Raw genomic sequence first — 24,352 nt, forward strand, 5'->3', positions numbered from 1 at the left:
CATGAAAAAGGCGGCGCAATCCTCTCGCGCCGCCCGATTTCTTCGTTTCTCAAATACCCCAGCGACAGTGCAGCTGGGGGCCACGCTTCAAAGCGCGCGCCAGCCGATGTCGCGGCGATAGAAGCCGCCGGGCCAGTCGATGGCATCGGCAAGGCGATAGGCGCGCTCATGCGCCTCGGCAAGGCTCGCGCCGCGCCCGGTCGCCGCCAGAACCCGTCCACCGGTGGCGATGATCTGCCCGTCCTTCACAGCCGTGCCAGCGTGAAACACCATATGGGACGAATCCTCGGCAAGCTGGTCCAGCCCGCGAATCTCGGTGCCCTTCTCATAGGTCCCCGGATAGCCATTGGCGGCCAGAACCACGGTCAGGGCATGGTCGTCGGCCCAGGTCACGGCGGTTTCAGCCAACCGCCCTTCGGCGCAGGCCAGAATCAGGTCCAGCGCCTGCGCGCCAAGGCGCATCATCAGCACCTGACATTCCGGATCGCCGAAGCGGACGTTGTATTCGACCAGTCGGGCATGCCCGTTCTCGATCATCAACCCGGCGTAAAGGATGCCCTGAAACGGCGTGCCGCGCCGCGCCATCTCGGCGACGGTCGGGCGGACGATCTGCGCCATCACCTCGTCCTGAATGGCTTGGCTCAGAACCGGGGCAGGGGAATAGGCGCCCATGCCGCCGGTGTTCGGACCGGTATCGCCGTCGCCGACGCGCTTGTGGTCCTGCGCCGTGCCGATCGGCAGGCAGTCCGTGCCATCGCACAGGATGAAGAAGCTGGCTTCCTCGCCCGCCATGAATTCCTCGATCACGACCTCCGCCCCGGCAGCACCAAAGGCCCCGCCAAAAGCGTCGTCAATGGCGGCAATGGCCTCGGCTTCGGACATGGCAACGGTCACGCCCTTGCCAGCGGCCAGCCCGTCCGCCTTGATCACGATCGGCGCGCCCTTTTCGCGAATATAGGTGCGGGCCGGTTCGGCTGTGTCGAAACGCGCCCATGCGGCGGTCGGCGCGCCGCAGGCATCGCAGACCTCCTTGGTGAAGCTTTTCGATGCCTCAAGCATTGCTGCCGCCTTGGACGGACCAAAGACCAGAATTCCCGCCGCGCGCAGATCGTCGGCGACGCCTGCCGCCAGCGGTGCCTCGGGGCCGACCACGACCAGATCGATGGCGTTTTCTTCGCAGAAGCCGATCACGGCGCTTCCCGACAGGATGTCCAGTTCGGCCAGCCGGGCAAGGCTCTCCATCCCGACATTGCCGGGGGCCACGAACAGGCGGTCGCATTTCGGATTTTGCCGGATCGCCCAGGCCAGCGCATGTTCGCGCCCGCCGCTGCCGAGGATCAGGATGTTCATGTGAAGGCCCCTTCTGCGGATGTTACGCGCCTGATAGGAACTGCCTTGCGCCGGATCAATGCGAAACTTCCCTTGAACCCTGCACAAAGCCAAGCCAGAACCGGAATATGGAACTGTTCGAAGACCCCCAGCCCGGCAGCAACGCGCCCGAATTCACCGTCTCGGAAATCTCGGGGGCGGTCAAACGCGTGCTTGAAGGCGAATTCGGCCGCGTCCGCGTGCGCGGAGAGATCGGCCGCGTCTCGCGCCCAAGCTCGGGCCATATCTATTTCGACCTCAAGGACGACCGCTCGGTCATCGCCGCCGTGACGTGGAAGGGGCAGGCCGCGCGTCTGTCCACCCGCCCCGAGGAAGGCATCGAGGTCATCGCCACCGGTCGCCTGACCACCTTTCCCGGCCAGTCGAAATACCAGCTGATCGTCGATGAGATCGAACCGGCGGGCGCCGGCGCGCTGATGATGATGCTGGAGAAACGCCGCAAGCAACTGGCGTCCGAGGGGCTTTTCGACGAGAGTCGCAAGCGCCCGCTGCCCTATCTGCCGCGGGTGATCGGGGTCGTGACCTCGCCTTCCGGTGCGGTCATACGCGACATCCTGCACCGCCTGCGCGACCGCTTCCCGACCCACGTGCTGATCTGGCCGGTGGCCGTACAGGGCGAGGGTTGCGCCCCGCAGGTCACCGCCGCCATTCAGGGTTTCAACGCGCTGGCCAAGGACGGCCCGATTCCGCGTCCCGACCTGATCATCGTCGCGCGCGGTGGTGGCAGCCTTGAGGACCTTTGGGGCTTCAACGAGGAATCGGTGGTCCGCGCCGTCGCCGCCAGCGACATCCCGCTGATCTCGGCTGTCGGGCATGAAACCGACACCACGCTTATCGACTTCGCCTCGGATCGCCGCGCGCCGACGCCCACGGCTGCGGCGGAAATGGCCGTGCCGGTGCGCTCCGATCTGGCCGCCCGGCTGGCCGAGGCCGCCGCCCGCATGATCCGGGCCGTCCAGCAGCGCGACTTGCGCCAGCGCCAGCGGCTGACCGATCTGGCCCGCGCGCTTGGCCGCCCGCAGGCACTGACCGACCCGGCGCGCCAGCGTTTTGACCTGATCGCGGACCGGCTTGCCCCGGCGCTTCGCACCTTTGTCCGCAGCCGTCGCGAGCGGCTGAACGCGCAACCCTTGTCGCTTTCGGTCCTGCGGGCAAGTCTAAGCCATCGCCGTGACCGCCTGTCGGATCAGGGCCAGCGCCTGCAATCAGGGACCGGACGTAACAGCATCCGCCGCCGCGAGCGTCTGACCGACATTGCCGCCCGTCTTGAACGCGCAAAGGCAAGGTCGCTCAATGACGGTGCCCGCCAGATTGCGCGTCAAAAGCAGGAACTGGCTGGTCTGAGCCGCCGCCTGCAAGCGGTGGCGACCCGCCTGGTGCCGCCACATCGCGACCGGCTGGACCGGTTGGACCGTCTGCGCCAGACGCTGGGTTATACCGAGACCCTGCGCCGCGGCTATGCGGTGGTGCATGGCCCGAACGGGCTTCTGACCTCGGCCGTGCAGGCCGCCGAAACTCCGCGCTTCGAGATCGAATTCTCGGATGGCCGCGTCCCGGTTCGGCCCGAGGGGGCGTCGGGAAAACCGACCCGCACGACGAAATCCGCGACGGACCAGAAGTCCCTTTTCTGAAGCTTCTTGCTTGCTGAAAATATCCCGGGGGTGAGGCGCTTAGGAAAAGGTCCGGGGGACCTTTTTTCGTAACGAACGGTGCGAAGCCTCCGGTCTACCGCGCCGTCTCACGCGGCCGCAACGCCAGCCACAGCAGCGCAGCCCCGGCAAGGACCAGAAACGGCAGCATCGCCAGATTGACCGCCGACCAGCCGTCGCGGGCCTCACCGCCTATGCAGTTCATCAGCCCGCCCGAGGACAGCGATGCGAGGAACACCCCGCCAAACACGGCGGCGTCGTTCAACCCCTGCACCCGCTCGCGTTCTTCCGGTCGATAGGCGCGGGTCAGCATGGTGGTCGACCCGATAAAGCCGAAATTCCAGCCAAGCCCCAGCAGAACCATCGCGATCTGGAAATGCGCGAGCGTTACCCCGGCCAGCGCGGTCGCCCCAGCTCCGGCAAGGATCGCCAATCCCAGCATGACGATGGGGGCCGCGCCAAACCGCGCGATCAGATGGCCGGTAAAGAAGGACGGCGCGAACATCGCCAGCACGTGGAACGACACCACCACCGCCGCGTCTGATGTGTGAAACCCGCAACCCACCATGGCCAGCGGGGCCGAGGTCATCACAAGGTTCATCAGCGAATAGGACACCATCGCGCAAACGGTGGCGACGACGATCTGGGGCACGCGCAGCAGTTCCGAAAGCGGCCTGCCGCTGCTGGTTCCGGCAGCGACAGGGGCGGGACGCGGGATGTCCAGAAAGGCAAAAATCACCGGACCCAGCAGGTTCAGCAGGGCGATCGCGCCATAGGTGGCAAGGAAGGGGATGGCGGTGGCCTCGGCGGTCATGCGGACCAGAAACGGCCCGGTAAAGGCCGCCACCAGCCCCCCGGCCAGCACCCATGAGATGGCGCGCGGCTGGATCTCGGGCGGGGCGCAATCGGTCGCGGCAAAGCGGAAGAAGCCCTGCGCCGCCATATAGACCCCGCTCAGCAACGCGCTGAACGAGAACAGCCAGAAATTCCCCCAGACCAGTGCCAGCGCGGCCAGTGCCGCCCCCAGCGCCGCCAATCCGCAGGACAGCAGGAAACCCGCGCGCCGACCATGGCTGCGCATGAAGCCGGCCAGTGGCCTTGCCGCCAGGGCCGAACCCAGCACCATCATCGACAGGGGCAGGGTGGCGATGCAGGGATTGGGGCTGAGCATCTGCCCGGCCAGCCCGCCGACGATAAAGATCATCGACAGCTGCGCGCCCAGCACTGATTGCGCAAGGATCAGGACAGAGACATTGCGCCAGGTGCGGCGTGCGGCGCTGGCCGGGTTCATGGGATCAGCGCAGGCCGAATGCCTCGCGGGCGCGGGTCTCGATGGCTTGCCAGTTGCCTTCGGCCACATCCGCATCGGGCGAGATCCAGCTGCCACCGACGCAGATGACATTGGGCAGCGACAGGTATTCCGGCGCGCTGGCCAGAGTAATGCCACCCGTCGGGCAGAAGCTGACCTGCGGCAGCGGCGCGCCGATGGCTTTCAGCGACTTGGTGCCGCCCGCCGCCTCGGCCGGGAAGAATTTCAGCATCGAATAGCCCAGTTCCATCGCGCGCATCGCCTCGGAGGCGGTGACGGCGCCGGGCAGCAGCGGCAGGTCGATATCGGCGCAGGCACGGGCCAGCGTCTCGGTCAGGCCGGGCGAGACGGCGAAGCTGGCACCGGCATCCTTGGCGCGTTTCGCGTCATCGGGGGTCAGCACGGTGCCCGCGCCGACATGGCCGCCGGTGACCTTGGCCATCTCGCGGATCACGTCCAGCGCGGCGGGGGTGCGCAGGGTCACCTCCAGCACCGGCAAGCCCCCCGCGACAAGTGCGGTGGCCAGTCCCTCGGCCTTGACTGCGTCCTTGACGACCAGAACGGGAATCACCGGGGCAAGCTGGCAAAGCGCGCGGTTTTTCTGGGACTGGATCTCGGGGGTCATGGGCGTTCCTCGGGGTTGGCGTGAATTCCGCGGCAGACTGCGCTTTTCATGGCCGAGGATCAAGACATGGACGTTAGCGATAGCGGCGCTGGGGAAGGGGGCCTTCTGCCCCCTCTTGCGACTGCGCCGCAATTCACCCCCGAGGATATTTCCGCAAGAAAGAAGGATCAGCCGCCGAACAGCCGTCCGCCGCCGCCAGAGGTCGGGCGGGCGGTGCGGGCCGCGCCGAAGCCGCCGCGCTGGCTGACCTGCGAGGCAGTCATTGGCGGCTTGCCCAGCGTGGTTGGCGCACGCTGGAAGGTCTGGGGTGTGACCTTGCCCCGGCCGGTATTGCTGGCAAAGCTTTGGTCGCCCTTGGGCGTGCTGTATTGGCCATTCGCGGTCTTGACCATCGGTTGCGAATAGGCACCTGCACCGCGCGACATCATCGAGCCCATCATGTAGCCCATCAGCAGCGGCATGAACGAGAAGCCGCCGCCCGATTGCTGGGCCGCCGCCGGATCGTCGCCACAATTGCCCGCGCCGTGCTCCTGCTCGCACAGCTCCTTTGACGCATAGCGCGGAGCGGTTTCGACCAGTTCCTTCTGCGCGGCGGCGAAGTTCTTGCGGCAGTCATCCTCGGTGAACCACAGGCCGTTTTCCTTGCTGGCGGCGATGCAGCTGTCCAGATCGGGGAAGGCCTGCGCGTCGACGCGGTCATCCTCGCAGGCGGCAAGGGCAAGGGTCGCGGTGCCCAGAAGAACCAGCGCGACATGGCGCGAACGTTTGCGATGGGTCATGGGTCAGCCCTCGATGAAATGCGGCTTGAAGCGCGACAGGTTGTGGGTGATGCGGGCACGGTCCTCGCGCAGGCCGATGCCTGCGCATTGCTCGCCGATGATCCATGCGCCGATCACCGGGTGGAAGCCGTCGAATTCCGGCAGGGTTGCGAGTGCCTGCACGATCATCGGGTGATGCGAATAGCTGTCATCGGTCACCTGCGCGGTGACATGGCCGGATTCGTGGATGGTGACGCCCGCACCTTCGCGCGAGAAGATCGGCTTCGTCACATGCCCGGCGGCCAGTTGCGGCGCAGCGGCGGTGAAGGCGGCGGAAACCTGCGGGACGGGGCTGCCGCCATTCAGGGCCTCCTGCACATCGTCAAGGAAGAAAGCCGGAAGCAGGTTGGGATGGCCGGCGAACATCTGCCACAGCAGCGGCAGCAGCCCCTTGTTCGACAGGATCGCCTTCCATGGCGGCTCGACGAAGCGCGTGCCCGAGGGTTGCAGGTGCGCCGCGAAGTCGTCGCGCAGCATGTCCTCCCACGGGTAAAGCTTGAACAGAGATCCGATGACGCGGGATTGGTCGTCGGCGAACTGGCCCTGATCGGTCAGGCCGATCTGCGCCAGATCGGTGAAATGCGCGCCCAGACCCGCCTCTCGCGCGGCCCATGCCAGCGTCTCGACAGTGGCGTAATCCTCGGGGTTCTGGGCGTCGGCAGCGAAATGCACGTCCTCGCCCTTGGCGAAAATCTGGGCAAAGCGGTCAACCAGCGCCTCATGAATACCGTTGAACTGATCGGCATCATGACCCAGCACGCCCAGTTCCTGCTGCTGTTCGAACCACAGCCACTGGAACGAGGCCGATTCGTAAAGCGAGGTCGGCGTGTCGGCATTGTATTCCAGCAGCTTGGCCGGACCATTGCCCGCATAGGCCAGATCGAAACGGCCATAAAGCTCGGGTTCACGCCGTGCCCAGCTGTCGGCGATGAAGTCGCGATGCTCGGGCGGGATGGCCAGACGGTCCATCCATTCCTCGCTTTGCAGGGCGACATCCACGGCCTCGCGGCACATGGCGTGCAGCTCGGTCGCGGGGGCCTCCAGCTCGGCCTCGATTTCGCGGAGGCTGAATTGATAGGCAGATGTCTCATCCCAATAGGGTTCGCCCCCCATGTCGGCAAAGGTAAAACCGAGGCGTTCGGCCTCAATGCGCCAGCCGGGGCGCTCGGGCAGGGTCAGTTTGCGCATGTTTTCTCCTTGAACCTCGGACATGGAGGAGGGCCGGGCCATGTGCAACCCCATGGTGCAGCGACGGGTCGCCGCGTCGAGACTTCAGCGCGGGGGCTTGCCGGATCAACTGCTTCGCGCCAAGCTGCTTCCATTCAAGTCCCGCAACGACGGGGCGACAACAGGGAAGACATCATGAAACAATTCTCGCTTCGCGCGATCCTGCTGGCGACTGCCGTGTCGCTGGCCCCTGCGGCCTTTGCCGAAACCCCGGCCGATACGCTGGTGGTCGCGGCGCAGATCGACGACATCATCAGCCTTGACCCGGCGCAAAGCTTTGAGTTCTCGGGCAACGACGTCGATAACAACCTGTATGACCGGCTGGTCGATTTCGACCCGATGGACCTGAATGCCGGGTTCAAGCCCAGCCTTGCGCAAAGCTGGGAAGTGACGGATGGCGGCAAGACCATCACCCTGACCATGCGCGACGGCGTCAAGTTCCAGTCCGGCAATCCGGTTCGGGCCGAGGATGCCGCATGGTCGCTGCAGCGCGCGGTCAAGCTGAACAAGTCGCCGGCCTTCATTCTGGCCCAGTTCGGCTTTACCCCCGAAAACGTCGACCAGCAGGTGACGTTTGACGGCAACAAGCTGATCCTGAAACTGGACCAGCCTTATGCGCAATCCTTTGTGCTGAACTGCCTTGCCTCGAACGTGGCCTCGGTCGTCGACAAGGAAACCGTGCTGGGCCATGTCGACGGCGAGGATTTCGGCAATACGTGGCTGTCGACGAATGCGGCGGGTTCCGGTCCCTATGCGCTGCAGACCTGGCGCCCGAACGAGGCCGTGCAGCTGACCGCCTTTGACGGCTATTGGCAGGGCGCGCCGGTGATGAAGCGCGTGATCGTCAAGCATGTGCAGGAAAGCAGCGCTCAGCGTCTGCTGCTGGAACAGGGCGATGTCGACGTGGCGCGCAACCTGACGCCGACCGACGTGGACGGCATCGCCACGAACGACAAGGTGGTGGTCGGGACCGAGCCGCGCGGCCGCATCCTGTATATGGGCCTCAGCCAGAAGGACCCGCTGCTGTCGCAGGCACCCGTGGTCGAGGCGATGAAATATCTGGTCGATTATGCCGGGATCGAGGGCAGCTTCCTGAAGGGCCAGTTCAAGACCCATCAGAACTTCCTGCCCGAGGGTTATCTGGGTGCCTCGGATGAGAACCCTTGGACCTATGACATCGAGAAGGCGAAAAAGATCCTGACCGATGCCGGGATCACCTCGGGCACGGTCAAGACCGCCGTCCGCGACATCCAGGAATATGTGAACGTCGCGCAGACCCTGCAGGCGTCGATGGCGCAGGTCGGGCTGACGCTGGAAATCCAGCAGATGACCGGTGCGCAGGTGCTGGACGCTTACCGCGCGCGTTCGGTTCCGATCTTCATCGGGGAATGGGGCCCGGATTACGCTGATCCGAACACCAACGCGTCGACCTTTGCCTATAACCCCGACAACTCGGATGAGGCGAAGCTGTCCTTCCTCGCATGGCGCAACTCGTGGGCGGTGCCTGATGAGATGAACAAGGCTACCATCGCCGCCACCATCGAGGGTGATACCGAGAAGCGCGTCCAGATGTATCTGGATATCCAGAAGGAATACCGCGAGATCGCGCCGATCATCCCGCTGTTCCAGCGCATCGAGCAGGCGGGCATCCAGAAGAACGTCACAAACTGGAATGCCGGCGGCGCGGTCAGTTCGGTCTTCTACCGTCAGATCACGAAAGAGTAACCGTGGCCGATACGGGTATGGTGAAGACGCCGGGGCAGGGTGGCCTGCCCCCGGCGAATGGCGGTGCGCCCGGTTTTGGGCGCATCCGTCTGCGCCGCAGGGCCAAAAACGTGGGCGGTGTCGCGCTGTCGCTGGTTTTGACCCTGCTGGGCCTGCTGCTGGTCACTTTCATCATCGGGCGGGTCATGCCGATCGACCCGGTGCTGAAAGTGGTGGGAGAGCGCGCGACGCAGGCGCAATATGACGCGGCCTATCAGGCCATGGGCCTCGACAAGCCGCTGTGGCAGCAGTTCCTGCGCTATATGGCCGAAGTGTTAAGGGGCGATTTCGGCCGCTCGATCTCGACCGGGCATCCGGTCATCGACGATCTGAAGCGGGTCTTTCCCGCGACCTTCGAACTGGCGGCTCTGGGCACGCTGATCGGCGTCTTTGTCGGTGTGCCTTTGGGCGTCATCGCCGCCGCGCGGCGCGGCGGCTGGATCGACCAGATCGCCCGCGTCGTGGCTCTGGTCGGCTATTCGATGCCGATCTTCTGGCTGGGGCTGATGGGTTTGCTGCTGTTTTACGGCATCCTCGGCTGGGTCGGAGGGCCGGGGCGGCAGGGCATCATCTATGACGGCATGGTTCCGACCGTGACGGGTATGATCCTGATCGACAGCCTGCTGGCGGGCGATTGGGGCGCGTTCCGCGACGCCTTCAGCCATATCATCCTGCCCGCAAGCCTGCTGGGCTATTTCAGCCTTGCCTATATCAGCCGGATGACCCGCAGCTTCATGCTGGAGCAGCTTTCCGCCGAATATGTCACCACCGCACGGGTCAAGGGTCTTAGCGAGCGACGGGTGATCTGGGGCCATGCCTTCCGCAATATCCTCGTGCCGCTGATCACGGTGATTGCGCTGAGCTTTGGCGGTCTTCTGGAGGGCTCGGTGCTGACCGAGATCGTGTTCAGCTGGCCCGGCATTGGCCAATACATCACCAAGGCGCTGCTGGCCGGGGACATGAACGCGGTCCTTGGCGGGACGGTGCTGGTCGGGACCTGCTTCGTGCTGCTGAATTTGATCTCCGACATCCTTTACCGCGTGCTGGACCCGAGGGCGAAATGACCGAGTTGACCACACGCGCATGGCTTCTGTCCGACGCCCCCCAGACCCGCAGGCAGGCGAAACTGGGGGCGCTTTATCAGGGCTGGCTGACCTTCCGCGCCAACAAGCTTGCAATGTTCGGGCTGGTGATCCTGATCCTGCTGGTGCTGATGGCGATTTTCGCACCATGGCTGTCGCCGCAAAGCCCCTTTGCCCAGAACCTGGCCGACCGGCTGAAGCCGCCAAGTGCCGCGCATTGGCTGGGCACGGATGCGCTGGGGCGGGATATCCTGTCGCGGCTGATCCATGGCTCGCGCATCACGCTGTTCATCGTGGGCACCGTGGCGCTGATTGCGCCGGTGATCGGGCTGTTCATTGGCACGGTTGCGGGCTTTGCCGGTGGCTGGGTCGATCAGGTACTGATGCGCATCACCGACATCTTTCTGGCCTTTCCCAAGCTGATCCTCGCGCTGGCCTTTGTCGCGGCGCTGGGGCCGGGGATCGGCAATGCGGTGCTGGCGCTGGCGATCACTTCATGGCCACCCTATGCGAGGCTGGCGCGGGCGGAAACGCTGACGATCCGCCATGCCGATTACATCGCCGCCGCAAGGCTGCAAGGCGCGGGGCCGCTGCGCCTGCTGATCGGCCATGTCTGGCCGCTTTGCGTGTCATCGCTGATCGTGCGGGTGGCGCTGGACATGGCGGGGATCATCCTTTCCGCCGCAGGGCTAGGTTTCCTTGGCCTTGGCGCGCAGCCGCCGATGCCGGAATGGGGGGCGATGATCTCGGACGGGCGGACCTATATCCTTGATTTCTGGTGGGTCGCCGCCGTGCCCGGCATGGCGATCTTTATCGTGAGCCTTGCCTTCAACCTGCTGGGCGATGGCCTTCGCGACGTGCTGGACCCGAAAGGGGCAAAGGAATGAGCGATCCGCTACTGTCGATCCGCGACCTGCGGGTCAGCTTCCCCACCCGCTCGGGTCTGTTTCAGGCCGTGCGGGGCGTCAGCTTCGACCTTGGCCGCGAAAGGCTGGGGGTGGTGGGCGAATCCGGCTCGGGGAAATCCATGACCGGGCGCGCCATCCTTGGCCTTGTCCGCCCGCCGGGCAAGGTCACGGCGGAACGGATGGATCTGGGCGGCCAGTCCATCCTGAACCTGCCCGAGAGCAAGATGCGCGCCCTGCGCGGCGCGCGTATCAGCATGGTCATGCAGGACCCCAAGTTCAGTCTGAACCCGGTGATGACGGTCGGTCAGCAGATCATGGAAAGCTACCGCCTGCATTCCGGGCAAGGGGGCCGCGCCGCGCGTGACAAGGCGCTGGACATGCTGCGCGCCGTGCAGATCCGCGACCCCGAGCGGGTCTTTGACGCCTATCCGCATGAGGTCTCAGGCGGCATGGGTCAACGCATCATGATCGCGATGATGCTGGCCCCCGACCCGGAAATCCTGATCGCGGACGAACCCACTTCGGCACTGGATGTTTCGGTCCGGAACGAGGTCCTGCGGATCATGGACAAGCTGGTGACAGAACGCGGTATGGGGCTGATCTTCATCAGCCACGATCTGAACCTTGTCGCGCAATTCTGCGATCGGGTGCTGATCATGTATGCGGGCCAGGTGGTCGAGGAACTGGCGGCGAAGGACCTGCACAATGCGCGCCACCCTTATACCCAAGGCTTGCTGAACAGCCTGCCGCGCCTTGACCATCAGGTCGACCGCCTTGCCGTCCTGCAACGTCAAGACAGTTGGCGTGACCAGACCCCACCCCTGCGAAGCGGTGCGTGACATGGCGTTTCTCCGTTTCTCAAATACCCAATCGCAAGGCCGGCCACATGCTCAAGGTTGAAGATCTGGATGTCTGGTTCGGCGATCTGCCCGAACGCGTTCACGCGGTCCGGCAGGCCAGCTTCTCGGTGGCAGCGGGCGAAAGCTTTGGTCTGGTGGGCGAAAGCGGCTCGGGTAAATCAACCATCCTGCGGGCTATCACGGGGTTAGCCGGGGGATGGTCGGGCCGGATCGAGGTCGCGGGAGAGGCCGTTTCGGGGCGTCACCGCTCTCGGGCCTTCCACAAGACGGTGCAGATGGTGTTTCAGGACCCCTATGCCAGCCTGCATCCGCGCCATTCGGTTGACCGGGTGCTGTCGGAAACCCTGCATCTGCAGGGCATGGACCAGATCGACGCGCGGATCACCCGGCTGCTGGATTCCGTGGGCCTTGGGCGCGGCTTCCGCTTTCGCTATCCGCACCAGCTTTCCGGCGGCCAACGCCAGCGCGTGGCCATTGCCCGCGCATTGGCGGCAGAGCCTCGGTTGCTGTTGCTGGACGAACCCACCTCGGCTCTGGATGTCAGCGTGCAGGCCGAGATCCTGAACCTGCTCTCGGACCTGCGCAAGGATCGCGGCCTGACCTTTGTCATGGTCAGCCACGACCTCGCCGTGGTCGCGCATATGTGCGACCGGCTGGCGGTGATGCGGGGCGGTGAGGTGGTCGAGCAGATGGCGGCACCGGTCCTGCGCTCGGGGCAGGCACACAGCGCCTATGCCCGCGATCTGCTGGCGGCCAGCAGCAGCTATCGCCGGGAGTCGGCCTAGATCGCGACCCCGAACAGCCTGCCGACCAGCGCGGTCAGTCCCAGGGCGATGATGCCGCCCAGGACCACGCGGATCACGGCCCGGCCAAGCGGCGCGCCGCCGGCCCATGCGCCAAAGGCCCCCAGCACGGCCAGCGCCGCGACCACCGTCAGCAGGACGCAAGCGACGACAAGGTTTGCGGGCGCGAGGATCGCGGCCAGCATGGGCAGGCCGGCCCCGATGCTGAAGGTCAGGGCCGAGGCGGCCGCCGCGAGGATCGGGTTTGCGGCCGAGGCCTCGCTCAACCCCAGTTCATCGCGCATATGCGCGCCAAGCGCGTCATGCTCTGTCACTTCGCGCGCGGCCTGCAGGGCGGTGGCCGGAGTCATCCCGCGCGATTCATAGATCTCGGCCAGCTCGCGCAACTCGTCCTCGGGGGTGTGGTGCAAAGCTGCACGTTCTCGGGCAATGTCGGCGCGCTCCGTATCGGATTGCGAACTGACGGAGACATATTCCCCCAGCGCCATCGACAATGCGCCGCCGACCAGTCCCGCGCCGCCAGCCAGTAGAATGGCTTCCTGCCCGGGATTGGCTGCGGCAACGCCCACGATCAGCGCGCCAACGGACAGGATGCCGTCATTTGCGCCCAGCACCGCTGCCCGCAGCCAGCCCATCCGGCTGACGTAATGGGGATCATCGGGATGGGCGCTGGGAATGTCGCTGATCGTTCGGCTCATGGGTTTGCCTGTCGCGAAAGGTCTGGTCGCGGCACTCTAGCTTGCCGCTTTCCGCCTTGACCAGACCGCTTCAGGCCGCGCTTGCCCGCCTCTGGGCAAGGTTGCGCCATGTAAAGGCCAGCACGAACAGCCCGGTCAGCACCAGAACTACGGTCGGCGCGGGCGCGCTGTCCAGCCAGAAGCTGCCCCAGACCCCGACCGTCGTGGCGAATGCCGCGACGATCACTGCCGTCACCAGCATCGCGGCCAGCCTGCGCGTCACCAGAAAGGCAACCGCCCCCGGCGCGATCAGCATGGCCACGGCCAGAATGATCCCGACCGAGCTGAGCATCGCCACCACCGTCGCCGAGATCATCGCCAGCAAGCCGTAATGCAGCCAGCCCACCGCCAGCCCGGCCACTCGCGCCTGCACCGGGTCAAAGGCCGCCAGCGCGAAATCCTTCCATTTCAGCACCAGCACCAGCCCCACCACGCCCGAAATCATCGCCGCAAGGCGCATATCCTCGGGGCCGATGCCCAGCATGTTGCCAAACAGGATATGGTCCAAATGCAGGTCCGAAGGGATCGCGGTGTAAAGCACCACACCCAGCCCGAACATGCCCGACATGACCACGCCCAGCACAGTGTCGCGCTTGACCCGACTGTTATCCTGCAACCATCCCGCCATCAACGCCGAGCCCAGTCCCGCGACAAAGGCCCCAAGGATCAGCGGCAGTTGCAGGATATAGGCCAGCACCACGCCCGGCAGGATTGCATGGCTGACCGCATCGCCCATCAGGGACCAGCCGCGCAGCACCAGAAAACACGACAGCAGCCCCGCCGGGACCGAGATCATCAATCCGATCAGTGCGGCATCGCGCATGAAGGGAAAGGTGAAGGGCAGCAACCAGTCCATCATGCTTGCCCCCCTTGCACCCGGCGTCCGCGGCGGCGTGCGGCCAGCAGCCCGTGCTTTGGCGCGAACAGAAAAGCCAGCAGGAAGATCGCGGTCTGCAGGCATACGATCACGCCCCCCGTCGCCCCGTCGAGGAAGAAGGAAATATAGGCCCCCAGCGCCGAGGTCAGGCTGCCGATCGCCACCGACAGCAGGATCAGCCGCGGAAAGCGGTCGGTCAGCAGATAGGCCGTCGCCCCCGGCGTCACCACCAGCGCCACGACCAGAAAGGCGCCGACCGTCTGCATGGCCGCGACCGTGCAGCCCGCGAGCAGGGTGAAGAACACGATGCGCAGCAGTTCAGGGCGCAAGCCGATGGTGCGGGCATGGTTTTCATCAAAGAAAACAACCATCAAATCGCGCCATTTCAAGCTGAGTATCAATAACGAAATCCCTCCGATCAGCGCCAGTTGCAGTGTGTCGGCGGGGCTGATGGCAAGGATGTTGCCCATGGTGATCGTCTGGACGGACACGGCCATTGGGTTCAGCGACACCATGAACAGCCCCAGCCCGAAAAAGCCGGTAAAAATCAGGCCGATGATGGCGTCCTCTTTCAGCCCGCTGCGCTGGTTCAGGAACAGCATGGCCAGCGCCGCAAGCCCGCCTGAAAGGAACGCCCCCAGTGCAAAGGGCAGTCCCAGCATATAGGCCCCGGCGACGCCCGGCACGATGGCGTGGCTGAGCGCGTCGCCGATCAGCGACCAGCCCTTCAGCATCAGATAGGCTGAAAGAAAGGCGCAGACCGCGCCGACCAGCGCCGAGACCCAGATCGCGTCGGTCATGTAGCTGTATTGAAAGGGGATCAGCAGGGTCTCGATCATTTGCCGCTGGCCTCGGTGCTGCGTTGCTGGCCGTCATAAAAGACCAGCGGGCGTTCCTCATCGGACAGCAGGGTGACGCCGCGGGGATCGTCATCCTCATGCAATTGCTGGGCCCTGATGGTGAAATGGCGCAGCACCCCGCCAAAAGCCAGCCGCAGATTGTCCTGCGTGAACACCTGCGCGGTCGGACCCGAGGCCAGCACCGTCCCCTTGACCAGCACCACCCGGTCGCAGAACTCGGGCACCGAACCCAGATCGTGGGTCGAGACCAGCATCACATGGCCTTCGTCGCGCATCTGGCGCATCAGGCCGATGATCGCTTCCTCGGTTTTCACGTCGACGCCGGTGAAGGGTTCATCCAGCAGCACGACCCGGCTGCCCTGCGCAAGGGCGCGGGCAAGGAAAACGCGTTTCTTCTGGCCGCCGGAAAGCTCGCCGATCTGGCGGTGGCGGAATTCCTGCATACCAACGCGGTCCAGCGCCTGATCCACCGCCTGCCGGTCGGCAGCGCGAGGGCGGCGCAGAAAGCCCATATGGCCGTAGCGGCCCATCATCACCACATCCTCGACAAGGACGGGGAAACTCCAATCGACTTCCTCGGATTGCGGGACATAGGCGATAAGGTTGCGGCGCAATGCCTCGGGGACGGTCATGCCGAGCACCCGGACATCACCGGATGATGCTGGAACAAATCCCATCAGCGCTTTGAAAAGTGTCGATTTTCCGGCACCATTCACGCCGACAAGCGCGGTGATTGAGCCGGTCGGGACGGTAAAGCTGGCATCGGTCAACGCGGTGAAGCCGTTGCGATAGGTGACGGTCAGGCCATGGGCCTCGATCCCGGTATCAAGCATCGCTCAGCCCCTTGAGAATGGTTTCCGACGTGACGCGCAGCAGGTCCAGATAGGTCGGGACCGGGCCATCGGGTTCGGACAGGCTGTCGACGAACAGCACTCCGCCATATTGCGCCCCGGTTTCCGCCGCGATCTGCCGGGCCGGGCGGTCCGACACGGTGCTTTCCGAAAACACCACCGGAATCCGATGTTCTCGGATGGCATCGACCACACGGCGCACCTGCTGGGGCGTGCCTTGGGCATCGGCATTGATCGGCCATAGATACATTTCCTGCAGGTGGAAATCCCGCGCCAGATAGGAAAACGCGCCTTCCGAGGTCACCAACCAGCGCCGGGCCTCGGGCAGGGCGCGGGCCTGATCTCGCAGCGGCGAGACGGTCTGGGTGATCTGCTGGCGATAGGCATCGGCATTGGCGCGGTATTCGGCCTCTCCGGCCGGGTCCAGCCGGGTCAGCGCGGCGGCGATGTTGTCGACATAGATCATCGCCGAATCAAGTGCCATCCAGGCATGGGGATTGGGCTTGCCCCGATAGCTGCCGCCCGAAATCGGCATCGGCTCAATCCCCTCGCTGAGCGTGGCCGAGGGCAGATCGCCCAGATTGCGCAGGAACTGTTCGAACCACAGCTCTAGATTCATGCCATTGCGCAGGATCAGGTCTGCATCGCGCGCGCCGACCAGATCGCTGGGGGTTGGTTCGTAATTGTGGATCTCGGCGCCCGGCTTGGTGATCGATACGATCTCGGCCCGGTCCCCGGCGACGTTGCGCGCCATGTCGGCCAGAATCGTGAAAGTGGTCGCGACCTTGGGGCGGCGGGTTTGGGCCAGTGCCGGTGCGGCCAGCCCTGACATCGTCACACTGGCCAATGCGGTGCCCAGAAAAGTCCTGCGGAACATTCTACCCCCATTTTTGTTCTTTATCTGCGAACGATTCTCAACTGTCAAGCCAGTTGTAATTCATTCTCAACTGGGTGAGAAAGGCGCATGGACGCAGAAACCCGAGCCCTTGGCTTTGAACATGCGCTGCGGCGCGCCGGTATTCGCATCACCCGCCAGCGGGCGGCGTTGTTGCGGGTGCTGGCCTCGGCCGAGGATCATCCCGACGCGACCCAGCTTTTCCAACGCGCGACCGAGGCCGGGGCGGGCGTGTCGCTGGCCACCGTCTATCGCACGCTGTCCGCGCTGGAGGCGCAGGGGGTGGTGCTGAAGGTCGAATTTGCCGGTGAACCCGCGCGGTTCGAGCCAGCGGATGGCAAGCATCACGACCATATGATCGATGTCGAAACCGGCGAGGTCACCGAATTCGTCAGTGATCGAATCGAGCGTTTGCAGGCCGAGATCGCCGCCGAATTGGGCTATGAAATCGTCCGCCACCGGCTGGAACTTTACGTGCGCCGCAAGACATGAGCCTGCGCGTTTTCGACAAGATCATTTCCGACCGCGGCTCACGCTATGCCGTCTCGGGCGGGCCTGCGCGTAACCGCGCCGAGGCCGAGGCGCTGCTGGCCGAATTGAAGCGCAACAAAAGATTCGCCAAGGCCACGCACAACACCTGGGCCGCGATTCTGTCGGGCGAGGGCGTCAAGGATGACGACGGCGAAAGCGGCGCGGGCCAGATCATCCTGCAAATGCTGGAACGGGCCGAATTGACCGATCATGTCGTGGTGGTGACAAGGTGGTATGGCGGCAAGCATCTGGGCGGTGACCGTTTCCGCCACGTTGTCGATGCCGTCCGCCATTATCTGGCTCAGAGCTAGCCTTCGAAGGCGTGGGCCTGCAGCAGTTCCAGCGGCACGATGTCCAATGTGCGCGCATGGGTGGATTCCAGCACCACCTGCGGCGCGGCGAATTCCTGCGCCGCCTGCAGGAAGCGCGCGGCGCACAGGCACCAGCGATCGCCCGGCTTCAGCCCGGGAAAACGGAACTCGGGCCGCGCGGTGCTAAGATCGTTGCCCAGATATTTCGACACCGCCAGAAACTCGGCGGTGACGATCACGCAGACGGTGTGGCGGCCCGTATCCTCGGGGCCGGTATTGCAGCAGCCGTCGCGATAGAACCCCGTCAGCGGATCGGCCGAGCAGGGGTCAAGCTTGCCGCCAAGGACGTTGATCTGACTGTCCATCGTCGCCTCCTTCGGGGTCAGCGGAAACGCTCGCTCAGCGCGCGCAACCGGTCGGTGAGGGTCTGAGGTTCAACGACTGCCGGGGCTTCGGGTTTCACGGCCACCGGTTTGGTCGTGGCTGGCTGTGTCACGGCGGCGGGCTGTGGTCGCGTGCCGCTGTTCCGGGGCGGGGCGACCCGCGCCGCCACTGCATTCATGAAACGTGCGTCATCGCCCGCAGCCAGTGCCGCCGCCCCATCCGAAATCCCGCGCAACAGATCGTCCAATCCGGCCTCCTCGGCCTTGGCGAAATCCGACAGCACGTAGCCTGCCACGCGGTCCTTGTGGCCCGGATGACCGATACCGATGCGCAGCCTGCGATAATTGTCACCAATATGCTGATGGATCGAGCGCAACCCGTTATGCCCGGCATGGCCGCCGCCCAGCTTCAGCCGCGCTTTGCCGGGGGGCAGGTCCAATTCGTCATGCAGGACGATCACATCCTCGGGGCCAAGCTTCAGATAGCGCATCGCCTCGCCGACCGATTGGCCGGACAGGTTCATGAAGGTCGTGGGCTTGAGCAGCGTCACCCGCATGTCGCCCAGCCGCCCCTCGGCGGTCTCGCCTTGAAAACGCGCCCGCCAAGGCCCAAATCCGTGGTCCGAAGCGATGCGGTCCAGCGCCATGAAGCCGACATTGTGGCGGTTCGCGTCATATTTCGGGCCCGGATTGCCCAGGCCGACGATCAGTTTCATCAGTTTCTCCGTCGATTGCGGGCAGAATACCGGGATGGGCAGGCGGGGGCAATTTCTAACGCTCTCTTGTCCTCGGTCGCGGGCGTTACTAAGACTCTCTCAATGTTTCGCGGTTAAGACAGGCCGGATGGGGGAAACCCAAGGGCGAATCGCGGAAACGGCAGGCCAGGCAGGGACAAAAGCAAGGAACGACATGCAAGATCCGGCAGAATTCTACATGAACACGCTCGTCCCCATGGTTGTCGAACAGACCAGCCGGGGCGAACGGGCCTATGACATCTTCTCGCGTCTGCTGAAGGAACGGATCATTTTCATGTCCGGGCCGGTGCATGACGGCATGGCCACGTTGATTTCGGCGCAGCTGCTGTTCCTTGAGGCGGAAAATCCGAACAAGGACATCAGCATGTATATCAACAGCCCCGGCGGTGTCGTCACCGCGGGCCTGTCGATCTATGACACGATGCAATACATCAAGCCGCGCGTCTCGACGCTGGTGGTGGGGCAGGCGGCCTCGATGGGCTCGCTGCTGCTGTGCGCGGGTCAGCCGGGCCAGCGTTTCTCGCTGCCCAACAGCCGTGTGATGGTCCACCAGCCCTCGGGCGGGTTCCAGGGTCAGGCGACCGACATCCTGATCCACGCGCGCGAGACCGAAAAGCTCAAGCGCCGGCTGAACGAGATCTATGTCCAGCATACCGGCCGCACGCTGGAAGAAGTCGAACAGGCGCTGGAGCGTGACCGCTTCATGTCGCCCGAAGAGGCCAAGGAATGGGGCCTCATCGACGAGATCCTGACCGCGCGCGGCAAGGCCGATCCGACGGCCTGATCGCGGTCCCCGCATGACGGGGCCGCACTTTTTGGGGATTGTGACGCGTCATAGCGGCTCGTAACATATCGCTGACGCAACACGCGGCCCGAGGCCCGTGAGACAAACAGGCGGACGTCCGGCGATAGGGCTGGTCGTCCGGGCATAACGAGGATCGAACTGATGGCCAATCCGACCGGCGGCGACAGCAAAAACACGCTCTACTGCAGCTTCTGCGGCAAGAGCCAGCATGAGGTGCGCAAGCTGATCGCCGGGCCGACCGTCTTCATCTGCGATGAATGCGTCGAACTTTGCATGGACATCATCCGGGAAGAGACCAAAACCTCGGCCCTGAAATCCGGCGATGGCGTGCCCAGCCCGCGCGAGATCTGCAATGTCCTCGACGATTACGTGATCGGGCAGGAACATGCCAAGCGCGTGCTCTCGGTCGCGGTGCACAACCACTACAAGCGTCTGAACCACAGCTCGAAGACCGATATCGAGCTGGCGAAGTCGAACATCCTGCTGATCGGTCCGACCGGTTGCGGCAAGACGCTGCTGGCCCAGACGCTGGCGCGCATCCTTGATGTGCCCTTCACCATGGCCGACGCGACCACGCTGACCGAAGCCGGCTATGTCGGCGAGGATGTCGAGAACATCATTCTGAAGCTGCTTCAGGCGTCGGAATACAACGTCGAGCGCGCGCAGCGCGGCATCGTCTATATCGACGAGGTCGACAAGATTACCCGCAAGTCCGACAACCCCTCGATCACCCGCGACGTTTCGGGCGAGGGCGTGCAGCAGGCCCTGCTGAAGATCATGGAAGGCACTGTCGCCAGCGTTCCGCCGCAAGGTGGCCGCAAGCATCCGCAGCAGGAATTCCTGCAAGTCGACACGACCAACATCCTGTTCATCTGTGGCGGCGCCTTTGCCGGTCTCGACCGGATCATCGCGCAGCGCAACAAGGGCACGGCGATGGGCTTTGGTGCCGCGGTCAAGGAAAATGACGACAAGGGCGTGGGCGAGCTGTTCAAGCAGCTCGAACCCGAGGATCTGCTGAAATTCGGCCTGATCCCGGAGTTCGTCGGTCGTCTGCCGGTCATCGCCACGCTGGGCGATCTGGACGAGGACGCGCTGATCACCATCCTGACCCAGCCCAAGAACGCGCTGGTCAAGCAGTATCAGCGCCTGTTCGACCTTGAGGACGTGAAGCTGACCTTCACCGAGGATGCGCTGACCGCCATCGCCAAACGCGCCATCAAGCGCAAGACCGGCGCACGTGGCCTGCGTTCGATCATGGAGGACATCCTGCTCGACACGATGTTCGACCTGCCGGGCCTGGACAGCGTCGAAGAGGTCGTTGTCAATGACGAGGCCGTGGATAATCCCAATGCCAAGCCGTTGCTGATCCACACCGATACGAAGAAGGAAACCGCGACCGCTGGCTGACGCCCGCTGTAGCGCATGAATGAAAGGCCGGGGTCGTGATAGACCTCGGCCTTTTTTCATTTTCGCGGGTGGCAGGAATGCACATAAACTTGTCGCGGTCCTGTCGTGTCCGGCAAGGGATTTGTCCGCAATCACTGGACCTCGGGCGCGGTTTGCGCCATATCTCGGCCAACTCCGAATGACGAGGTTCGCTTCCATGTCCTTTTTGCTGCGCGTTCTGACCTGGTGGAACAGCCAGACCATCAACACCCAAGTCTGGACCAAACTTTATGGCGAGAAGGTGGGTGAGGACGATCAAGGCAACGTCTATTACCAGTCGGGCGGCGGCAAGCGGCGCTGGGTCATCTATAATGGCGAGGCCGAGGCAAGCCGCGTTTCTCCGGAATGGCATGGCTGGCTGCACCACACCTTCAAGCAGCCGCCGACCACCGAGCCGCTGGCCCACAAGACCTGGGAAAAGCCGCACCAGCCGAACCAGACCGGCTCGGCCGAGGCGTATCACCCCGCCGGATCGCTTTATCGTGCCGAGCCCGCAGCGCGTCGCGATTACGACGCCTGGCAGCCCGAGTAAGCGATGCAGAGCAACGCCGAGCGGGCCGAGCTTTGGGTCGGGGCGGCGATCCTGCTGATCGCCGGCGGCTTCCTGTTCTGGTCCACCGCGGGCAACGCGCATCGCGGGATCGGCGGCGAAAACTATGAATTGCGCGCGGCATTTCCGAATGTCGACGGGATCGAGGTCGGCACCGATGTCCGTGTCGCGGGCGTCAAGGTCGGGCGCGTCAGCGCAGTCGAGCTGAACCCCGCGACCTATCTGGCCGAGGCCCGGTTGCGCATTCCCGGCGACATCAAGCTTCCGACCGATAGTGCTGCGCTGATTCAGACCGATGGCCTGCTGGGCGGTTCGTATATCGAACTGCAGCCCGGCGGTGCGGCGGATAATCTGGCTCCGGGGGACGAGATCGAGGACGTGCAGGGCGCAGTCAGCCTGCTGTCGCTGATGATGAAATTCGTCGATGCCCAGTCATCGGAGGACGGCAAATGATCGGACGGCTGCTTGCCCCTGCGCTGTGTCTTGCGATGCTGACCGCTCTGCCGGCTCTGGCTCAGGATGAGGAAGAGCCGCAGGACGCCCCGGTCATCGACTTTGAAATGGACCCGGCCTTCAGCGACGACCCGAATGACGTGGTTGTGGCCGAGCCCTCTGCGGCGGAACGTCAGGCGGCCGTTGCTGCCGCCCGCGGCCCCGAGACGTCGCGCGCCAAGGGTGCCAATCTGCGCGGGTTGGACAAGGTGACCGGCCAGCTTCTGGATTTCACCATGGCTGCCGGGGAAAAGGCCGAATTCGGTCGCTTGCAAGTGACGCTTGCCGAGTGCCGCTATCCTGCCAAGGACCCGGAATCTGACGCCTATGCCGAACTGACGGTCTTTGACACGCGCGCCAATCATACGGTCTTTGCGGGCTGGATGATCGCCTCGTCCCCCGCGCTTTCGGCAATGGATGACCCGCGCTATGACGTGTGGGTCATGTCCTGCAACAGGGGCTGAATGCCCGGCAGGGCATGGCCGGTGAAATCGGCGGGCCTGCGGATCGCCATGGCCAGCTTGCGCCGGTACTCCTGCCGCGAAATGACCTGACCGCCCATCGAGGCCAGATGCGACGTGCCATATTGCGTATCCCACAGCGTGAAGCCGCTGCGGCGCAGGTGATGTGACATCCAGATCAGCGCCGCCTTGGAGGCGTTGGTGCGACGCGAGAACATGCTTTCTCCGAAAAATGCCGCCCCCAGCGAAATGCCGTAGGTGCCACCGACCAGCGTATCGCCTTCGTATATCTCCAGCGAATGCGCGTGTCCCATACGGTGCAGCTGCATGTACAGAGCGATCAAGGGCGCGTTGATCCAGGTCTCGGGCCGGTCGGCGCAGCCTGCGATCACACCGAGAAAGTCGCGATTGACGCTGGCATGCCAGCCGCTGTGCCGCAGGCAACGCCGCATCGAGCGCGAGACATGGACGCCCCCTACCGGCAGGATGCCGCGCTCGGGCGGATCGAACCAGTACAGATGGGCGTCGGTCGCGGATTCGGCCATCGGAAAGACGCCCTGCGCATAAGCCAGAAGCAGTCTTTCCGCGGTCAGTTCGGTCATGTCCGCTTAGCTGTCCTGATTGGCCATCTGGGCAAGCCATTTTTCCAGCCAGTGGATCGAATAATCGCCCCTCTGGATGTCCGGGTTCTGCAGCAGGGCCCGGAACAGCGGCACGGTGGTGTCGACCCCGTCCACGATCAGTTCGCCAAGAGCGCGGTCCAGACGGGCCAGCGCCTCGTGCCGGTCGCGGCCATGCACGATCAGCTTGCCGATCAGGCTGTCGTAATAGGGCGGGATCTTGTAGCCGTCATAGATCGCCGAATCCATGCGAACGCCCAGGCCACCCGGCGCGTGATACTGGGTGATCTTGCCCGGAGAGGGCGTGAAATTCGGCAGCTTTTCAGCGTTGATCCGCACTTCAATGGAGTGGCCGCGGATCTTCAGATCCTCTTGGCGGAACTCCATTTCCTCGCCAGCGGCGACAAGGATCTGCTGGCGGACAAGATCCACGTCGAAGATCGCTTCGGTCACCGGATGCTCGACCTGCAGGCGGGTGTTCATCTCGATGAAGTAGAACTCGCCATCCTCGAACAGGAATTCGATGGTGCCGGCGCCGCGATAGCCCAGCTGCGACATCGCGTCGGCGCAGATCTTGCCAATGCGGGCGCGCTGTTCGGGGGTGATCGCGGGGCCGGGGGCCTCTTCCAGCACTTTCTGGTGGCGGCGCTGCAGCGAGCAGTCGCGCTCGCCCAGATGGACCGCGCGGCCACGGCCATCGCCAAAGACCTGGATCTCGATATGGCGCGGGCGCTGCAGGTATTTCTCGATATAGACTTCGTCATTGCCGAAGGCCGCCTTGGATTCCGAGCGCGCGGTGCGGAAAGCGGTTTCCAGCGCGGCCTCGTCCAGCGCGACCTTCATGCCACGACCGCCGCCGCCGGCGGTGGCCTTGATGATGACCGGATAGCCGATTTCAGCCGCGACGCGCAGTGCCGAGGCCACGTCGGGCACGCCGCCGTCAGAACCCGGAACCACCGGAATACCCAGTGATTTCGCGGTATCCTTGGCGGTGATCTTGTCGCCCATGATCCGGATATGCTCGGCCGAGGGGCCGATGAAGGCGATGTCATGGTCTTCGACCATCTGCACAAAGCCGGCATTTTCCGAAAGGAAGCCATAGCCCGGATGGATCGCCTGTGCGCCAGTGATCTCGCAAGCGGCGATGATCGCGGACATGGACAGGTAGCTTTCCGATGAGGAAGGCGGGCCGATGCAGACCGATTCATCGGCCATGCGGACATGCATCGCGTCCGAATCGGCGGTCGAATGGACCGCGACCGAGGCGATGCCCATCTCGCGGCAGGCGCGGATCACGCGCAGGGCGATCTCGCCCCGGTTGGCGATCAGGATCTTGTCGAACAT

The 24,352-nt window shown here is 64.3% G+C and carries 27 protein-coding genes; 13 read left to right on the forward strand and 14 right to left on the reverse strand.

Annotation, left to right across the window (positions count from 1 at the left end):
• Positions 1–87: 87 nt before the first annotated feature.
• Entirely contained in the window at positions 88–1,350 is a 1,263-nt protein-coding gene (gene purD, locus IB235_RS14000) for a phosphoribosylamine--glycine ligase (protein WP_192337238.1), read from the reverse strand.
• Between the two features lie 107 nt (positions 1,351–1,457).
• Between purD and xseA the strand changes: the two genes are divergently transcribed.
• Entirely contained in the window at positions 1,458–3,020 is a 1,563-nt protein-coding gene (gene xseA, locus IB235_RS14005; RefSeq protein WP_192337239.1) for an exodeoxyribonuclease VII large subunit, read from the forward strand.
• A 94-nt stretch (positions 3,021–3,114) separates the two neighbouring features.
• Here xseA and IB235_RS14010 read toward each other — a convergent pair whose 3' ends face one another.
• The 4 genes from IB235_RS14010 to IB235_RS14025 all read right to left on the reverse strand — a co-directional run bounded on the left by IB235_RS14010 (position 3,115) and on the right by IB235_RS14025 (position 6,978).
• Positions 3,115–4,329, reverse strand: a complete 1,215-nt coding sequence (locus IB235_RS14010; protein WP_192337240.1) for an MFS transporter — start codon at positions 4,327–4,329, stop codon at positions 3,115–3,117.
• Between the two features lie 4 nt (positions 4,330–4,333).
• Positions 4,334–4,972: a bifunctional 4-hydroxy-2-oxoglutarate aldolase/2-dehydro-3-deoxy-phosphogluconate aldolase gene (gene eda, locus IB235_RS14015; protein WP_192337241.1), complete on the reverse strand. Its 639-nt coding sequence runs from the start codon at positions 4,970–4,972 to the stop codon at positions 4,334–4,336.
• Between the two features lie 167 nt (positions 4,973–5,139).
• A complete protein-coding gene (locus tag IB235_RS14020) occupies positions 5,140–5,751 on the reverse strand; it encodes a DUF1190 domain-containing protein (protein WP_192337242.1) in 612 nt (203 codons plus the stop codon).
• Between the two features lie 3 nt (positions 5,752–5,754).
• On the reverse strand, positions 5,755–6,978 hold the full coding sequence (locus tag IB235_RS14025; RefSeq protein WP_192337243.1) for a glutathionylspermidine synthase family protein: 1,224 nt from the start codon (positions 6,976–6,978) through the stop codon (positions 5,755–5,757).
• A gap of 174 nt (positions 6,979–7,152) precedes the next feature.
• On the opposite strand from IB235_RS14025, the gene IB235_RS14030 reads away from it, so the two are divergent.
• The 5 genes from IB235_RS14030 (at position 7,153) to IB235_RS14050 (ending at position 12,416) form a co-directional block, all read left to right on the forward strand.
• Positions 7,153–8,742: an ABC transporter substrate-binding protein gene (locus tag IB235_RS14030; protein ID WP_192337244.1), complete on the forward strand. Its 1,590-nt coding sequence runs from the start codon at positions 7,153–7,155 to the stop codon at positions 8,740–8,742.
• A gap of 110 nt (positions 8,743–8,852) precedes the next feature.
• Positions 8,853–9,845: an ABC transporter permease gene (locus tag IB235_RS14035; RefSeq protein ID WP_370576896.1), complete on the forward strand. Its 993-nt coding sequence runs from the start codon at positions 8,853–8,855 to the stop codon at positions 9,843–9,845.
• Positions 9,842–10,750, forward strand: coding sequence for a nickel transporter permease (gene nikC / locus IB235_RS14040; RefSeq protein WP_192337245.1), 909 nt, complete (start codon positions 9,842–9,844; stop codon positions 10,748–10,750). Before IB235_RS14035 ends, nikC begins: the two co-directional genes overlap by 4 nt.
• Complete coding sequence (locus IB235_RS14045) at positions 10,747–11,610, forward strand: ABC transporter ATP-binding protein (protein WP_155039843.1); 864 nt, start codon at positions 10,747–10,749, stop codon at positions 11,608–11,610. The genes nikC and IB235_RS14045 overlap by 4 nt, the downstream gene beginning before the upstream one ends.
• 47 nt (positions 11,611–11,657) lie before the next feature.
• A complete protein-coding gene (locus tag IB235_RS14050; RefSeq protein ID WP_192337246.1) occupies positions 11,658–12,416 on the forward strand; it encodes an ABC transporter ATP-binding protein in 759 nt (252 codons plus the stop codon).
• Here the strand turns inward: IB235_RS14050 and IB235_RS14055 are convergent.
• From IB235_RS14055 to IB235_RS14075, 5 genes are all read right to left on the reverse strand, one after another.
• Positions 12,413–13,132, reverse strand: a complete 720-nt coding sequence (locus tag IB235_RS14055; RefSeq protein WP_192337247.1) for a VIT family protein — start codon at positions 13,130–13,132, stop codon at positions 12,413–12,415. The genes IB235_RS14050 and IB235_RS14055 overlap by 4 nt on opposite strands.
• Before the next feature lie 70 nt (positions 13,133–13,202).
• The gene (locus IB235_RS14060; RefSeq protein WP_370576897.1) at positions 13,203–14,027 is read right to left on the reverse strand and encodes a metal ABC transporter permease; all 825 of its coding nucleotides are present in this window, start codon (positions 14,025–14,027) and stop codon (positions 13,203–13,205) included.
• Positions 14,027–14,887, reverse strand: a complete 861-nt coding sequence (locus tag IB235_RS14065; protein WP_155039839.1) for a metal ABC transporter permease — start codon at positions 14,885–14,887, stop codon at positions 14,027–14,029. The genes IB235_RS14060 and IB235_RS14065 overlap by 1 nt, the downstream gene beginning before the upstream one ends.
• The gene (locus IB235_RS14070; protein WP_192337248.1) at positions 14,884–15,741 is read right to left on the reverse strand and encodes a manganese/iron ABC transporter ATP-binding protein; all 858 of its coding nucleotides are present in this window, start codon (positions 15,739–15,741) and stop codon (positions 14,884–14,886) included. Before IB235_RS14070 ends, IB235_RS14065 begins: the two co-directional genes overlap by 4 nt.
• Complete coding sequence (locus tag IB235_RS14075; RefSeq protein ID WP_155039837.1) at positions 15,734–16,636, reverse strand: metal ABC transporter substrate-binding protein; 903 nt, start codon at positions 16,634–16,636, stop codon at positions 15,734–15,736. Before IB235_RS14075 ends, IB235_RS14070 begins: the two co-directional genes overlap by 8 nt.
• A gap of 87 nt (positions 16,637–16,723) precedes the next feature.
• On the opposite strand from IB235_RS14075, the gene IB235_RS14080 reads away from it, so the two are divergent.
• Together IB235_RS14080 and IB235_RS14085 are read left to right on the forward strand one after the other, a co-directional pair.
• Positions 16,724–17,146 (forward strand): Fur family transcriptional regulator, encoded by a 423-nt coding sequence (locus IB235_RS14080; RefSeq protein WP_155039836.1) that lies wholly within the window; start codon positions 16,724–16,726, stop codon positions 17,144–17,146.
• Positions 17,143–17,496, forward strand: coding sequence for a YigZ family protein (locus IB235_RS14085; RefSeq protein WP_192337249.1), 354 nt, complete (start codon positions 17,143–17,145; stop codon positions 17,494–17,496). Before IB235_RS14080 ends, IB235_RS14085 begins: the two co-directional genes overlap by 4 nt.
• Here the strand turns inward: IB235_RS14085 and IB235_RS14090 are convergent.
• A complete protein-coding gene (locus IB235_RS14090) occupies positions 17,493–17,861 on the reverse strand; it encodes a DUF2237 family protein (protein ID WP_155039834.1) in 369 nt (122 codons plus the stop codon). The genes IB235_RS14085 and IB235_RS14090 overlap by 4 nt on opposite strands.
• 17 nt (positions 17,862–17,878) lie before the next feature.
• Positions 17,879–18,595 (reverse strand): aminoacyl-tRNA hydrolase, encoded by a 717-nt coding sequence (pth, locus tag IB235_RS14095; protein ID WP_192337250.1) that lies wholly within the window; start codon positions 18,593–18,595, stop codon positions 17,879–17,881.
• A 193-nt stretch (positions 18,596–18,788) separates the two neighbouring features.
• Here pth and IB235_RS14100 point away from each other — a divergent pair, with 193 nt between their 5' ends.
• The 5 genes from IB235_RS14100 (at position 18,789) to IB235_RS14120 (ending at position 22,391) form a co-directional block, all read left to right on the forward strand.
• Entirely contained in the window at positions 18,789–19,418 is a 630-nt protein-coding gene (locus tag IB235_RS14100) for an ATP-dependent Clp protease proteolytic subunit (RefSeq protein WP_155039832.1), read from the forward strand.
• Positions 19,419–19,580: 162 nt separating this feature from the next.
• Positions 19,581–20,846, forward strand: a complete 1,266-nt coding sequence (clpX, locus tag IB235_RS14105; protein ID WP_155039831.1) for an ATP-dependent Clp protease ATP-binding subunit ClpX — start codon at positions 19,581–19,583, stop codon at positions 20,844–20,846.
• A gap of 196 nt (positions 20,847–21,042) precedes the next feature.
• Positions 21,043–21,417 carry an NADH:ubiquinone oxidoreductase subunit NDUFA12 gene (locus IB235_RS14110; RefSeq protein WP_192337251.1) on the forward strand — a complete coding sequence of 125 codons (375 nt, stop codon included), beginning with the start codon at positions 21,043–21,045 and terminating at the stop codon, positions 21,415–21,417.
• 3 nt (positions 21,418–21,420) lie between these two features.
• Complete coding sequence (gene mlaD, locus IB235_RS14115) at positions 21,421–21,888, forward strand: outer membrane lipid asymmetry maintenance protein MlaD (protein ID WP_155039829.1); 468 nt, start codon at positions 21,421–21,423, stop codon at positions 21,886–21,888.
• Positions 21,885–22,391 (forward strand): DUF2155 domain-containing protein, encoded by a 507-nt coding sequence (locus tag IB235_RS14120; RefSeq protein ID WP_192337252.1) that lies wholly within the window; start codon positions 21,885–21,887, stop codon positions 22,389–22,391. The genes mlaD and IB235_RS14120 overlap by 4 nt, the downstream gene beginning before the upstream one ends.
• Here IB235_RS14120 and aat read toward each other — a convergent pair.
• Complete coding sequence (aat, locus tag IB235_RS14125) at positions 22,355–22,990, reverse strand: leucyl/phenylalanyl-tRNA--protein transferase (protein ID WP_192337253.1); 636 nt, start codon at positions 22,988–22,990, stop codon at positions 22,355–22,357. The genes IB235_RS14120 and aat overlap by 37 nt on opposite strands.
• A 6-nt stretch (positions 22,991–22,996) precedes the next feature.
• Positions 22,997–24,352, reverse strand: coding sequence for an acetyl-CoA carboxylase biotin carboxylase subunit (gene accC / locus IB235_RS14130; protein ID WP_155039826.1), 1,356 nt, complete (start codon positions 24,350–24,352; stop codon positions 22,997–22,999).

It is taken from the genome of Paracoccus sp. PAR01 (assembly GCF_014851995.1).
Lineage (GTDB): Bacteria > Pseudomonadota > Alphaproteobacteria > Rhodobacterales > Rhodobacteraceae > Paracoccus > Paracoccus litorisediminis.

Coding starts and splice junctions, on each gene's coding strand:
- purD (WP_192337238.1), bottom strand. CDS start 1,350: ATGAACATCCTGATCCTCGGCAGCGGCGGGCGCGAACATGCGCTGGCC.
- xseA (WP_192337239.1), top strand. CDS start 1,458: ATGGAACTGTTCGAAGACCCCCAGCCCGGCAGCAACGCGCCCGAATTC.
- IB235_RS14010 (WP_192337240.1), bottom strand. CDS start 4,329: ATGAACCCGGCCAGCGCCGCACGCCGCACCTGGCGCAATGTCTCTGTC.
- eda (WP_192337241.1), bottom strand. CDS start 4,972: ATGACCCCCGAGATCCAGTCCCAGAAAAACCGCGCGCTTTGCCAGCTT.
- IB235_RS14020 (WP_192337242.1), bottom strand. CDS start 5,751: ATGACCCATCGCAAACGTTCGCGCCATGTCGCGCTGGTTCTTCTGGGC.
- IB235_RS14025 (WP_192337243.1), bottom strand. CDS start 6,978: ATGCGCAAACTGACCCTGCCCGAGCGCCCCGGCTGGCGCATTGAGGCC.
- IB235_RS14030 (WP_192337244.1), top strand. CDS start 7,153: ATGAAACAATTCTCGCTTCGCGCGATCCTGCTGGCGACTGCCGTGTCG.
- nikC (WP_192337245.1), top strand. CDS start 9,842: ATGACCGAGTTGACCACACGCGCATGGCTTCTGTCCGACGCCCCCCAG.
- IB235_RS14045 (WP_155039843.1), top strand. CDS start 10,747: ATGAGCGATCCGCTACTGTCGATCCGCGACCTGCGGGTCAGCTTCCCC.
- IB235_RS14050 (WP_192337246.1), top strand. CDS start 11,658: ATGCTCAAGGTTGAAGATCTGGATGTCTGGTTCGGCGATCTGCCCGAA.
- IB235_RS14055 (WP_192337247.1), bottom strand. CDS start 13,132: ATGAGCCGAACGATCAGCGACATTCCCAGCGCCCATCCCGATGATCCC.
- IB235_RS14060 (WP_370576897.1), bottom strand. CDS start 14,027: ATGGACTGGTTGCTGCCCTTCACCTTTCCCTTCATGCGCGATGCCGCA.
- IB235_RS14065 (WP_155039839.1), bottom strand. CDS start 14,887: ATGATCGAGACCCTGCTGATCCCCTTTCAATACAGCTACATGACCGAC.
- IB235_RS14070 (WP_192337248.1), bottom strand. CDS start 15,741: ATGCTTGATACCGGGATCGAGGCCCATGGCCTGACCGTCACCTATCGC.
- IB235_RS14075 (WP_155039837.1), bottom strand. CDS start 16,636: ATGTTCCGCAGGACTTTTCTGGGCACCGCATTGGCCAGTGTGACGATG.
- IB235_RS14080 (WP_155039836.1), top strand. CDS start 16,724: ATGGACGCAGAAACCCGAGCCCTTGGCTTTGAACATGCGCTGCGGCGC.
- IB235_RS14085 (WP_192337249.1), top strand. CDS start 17,143: ATGAGCCTGCGCGTTTTCGACAAGATCATTTCCGACCGCGGCTCACGC.
- IB235_RS14090 (WP_155039834.1), bottom strand. CDS start 17,861: ATGGACAGTCAGATCAACGTCCTTGGCGGCAAGCTTGACCCCTGCTCG.
- pth (WP_192337250.1), bottom strand. CDS start 18,595: ATGAAACTGATCGTCGGCCTGGGCAATCCGGGCCCGAAATATGACGCG.
- IB235_RS14100 (WP_155039832.1), top strand. CDS start 18,789: ATGCAAGATCCGGCAGAATTCTACATGAACACGCTCGTCCCCATGGTT.
- clpX (WP_155039831.1), top strand. CDS start 19,581: ATGGCCAATCCGACCGGCGGCGACAGCAAAAACACGCTCTACTGCAGC.
- IB235_RS14110 (WP_192337251.1), top strand. CDS start 21,043: ATGTCCTTTTTGCTGCGCGTTCTGACCTGGTGGAACAGCCAGACCATC.
- mlaD (WP_155039829.1), top strand. CDS start 21,421: ATGCAGAGCAACGCCGAGCGGGCCGAGCTTTGGGTCGGGGCGGCGATC.
- IB235_RS14120 (WP_192337252.1), top strand. CDS start 21,885: ATGATCGGACGGCTGCTTGCCCCTGCGCTGTGTCTTGCGATGCTGACC.
- aat (WP_192337253.1), bottom strand. CDS start 22,990: ATGACCGAACTGACCGCGGAAAGACTGCTTCTGGCTTATGCGCAGGGC.
- accC (WP_155039826.1), bottom strand. CDS start 24,352: ATGTTCGACAAGATCCTGATCGCCAACCGGGGCGAGATCGCCCTGCGC.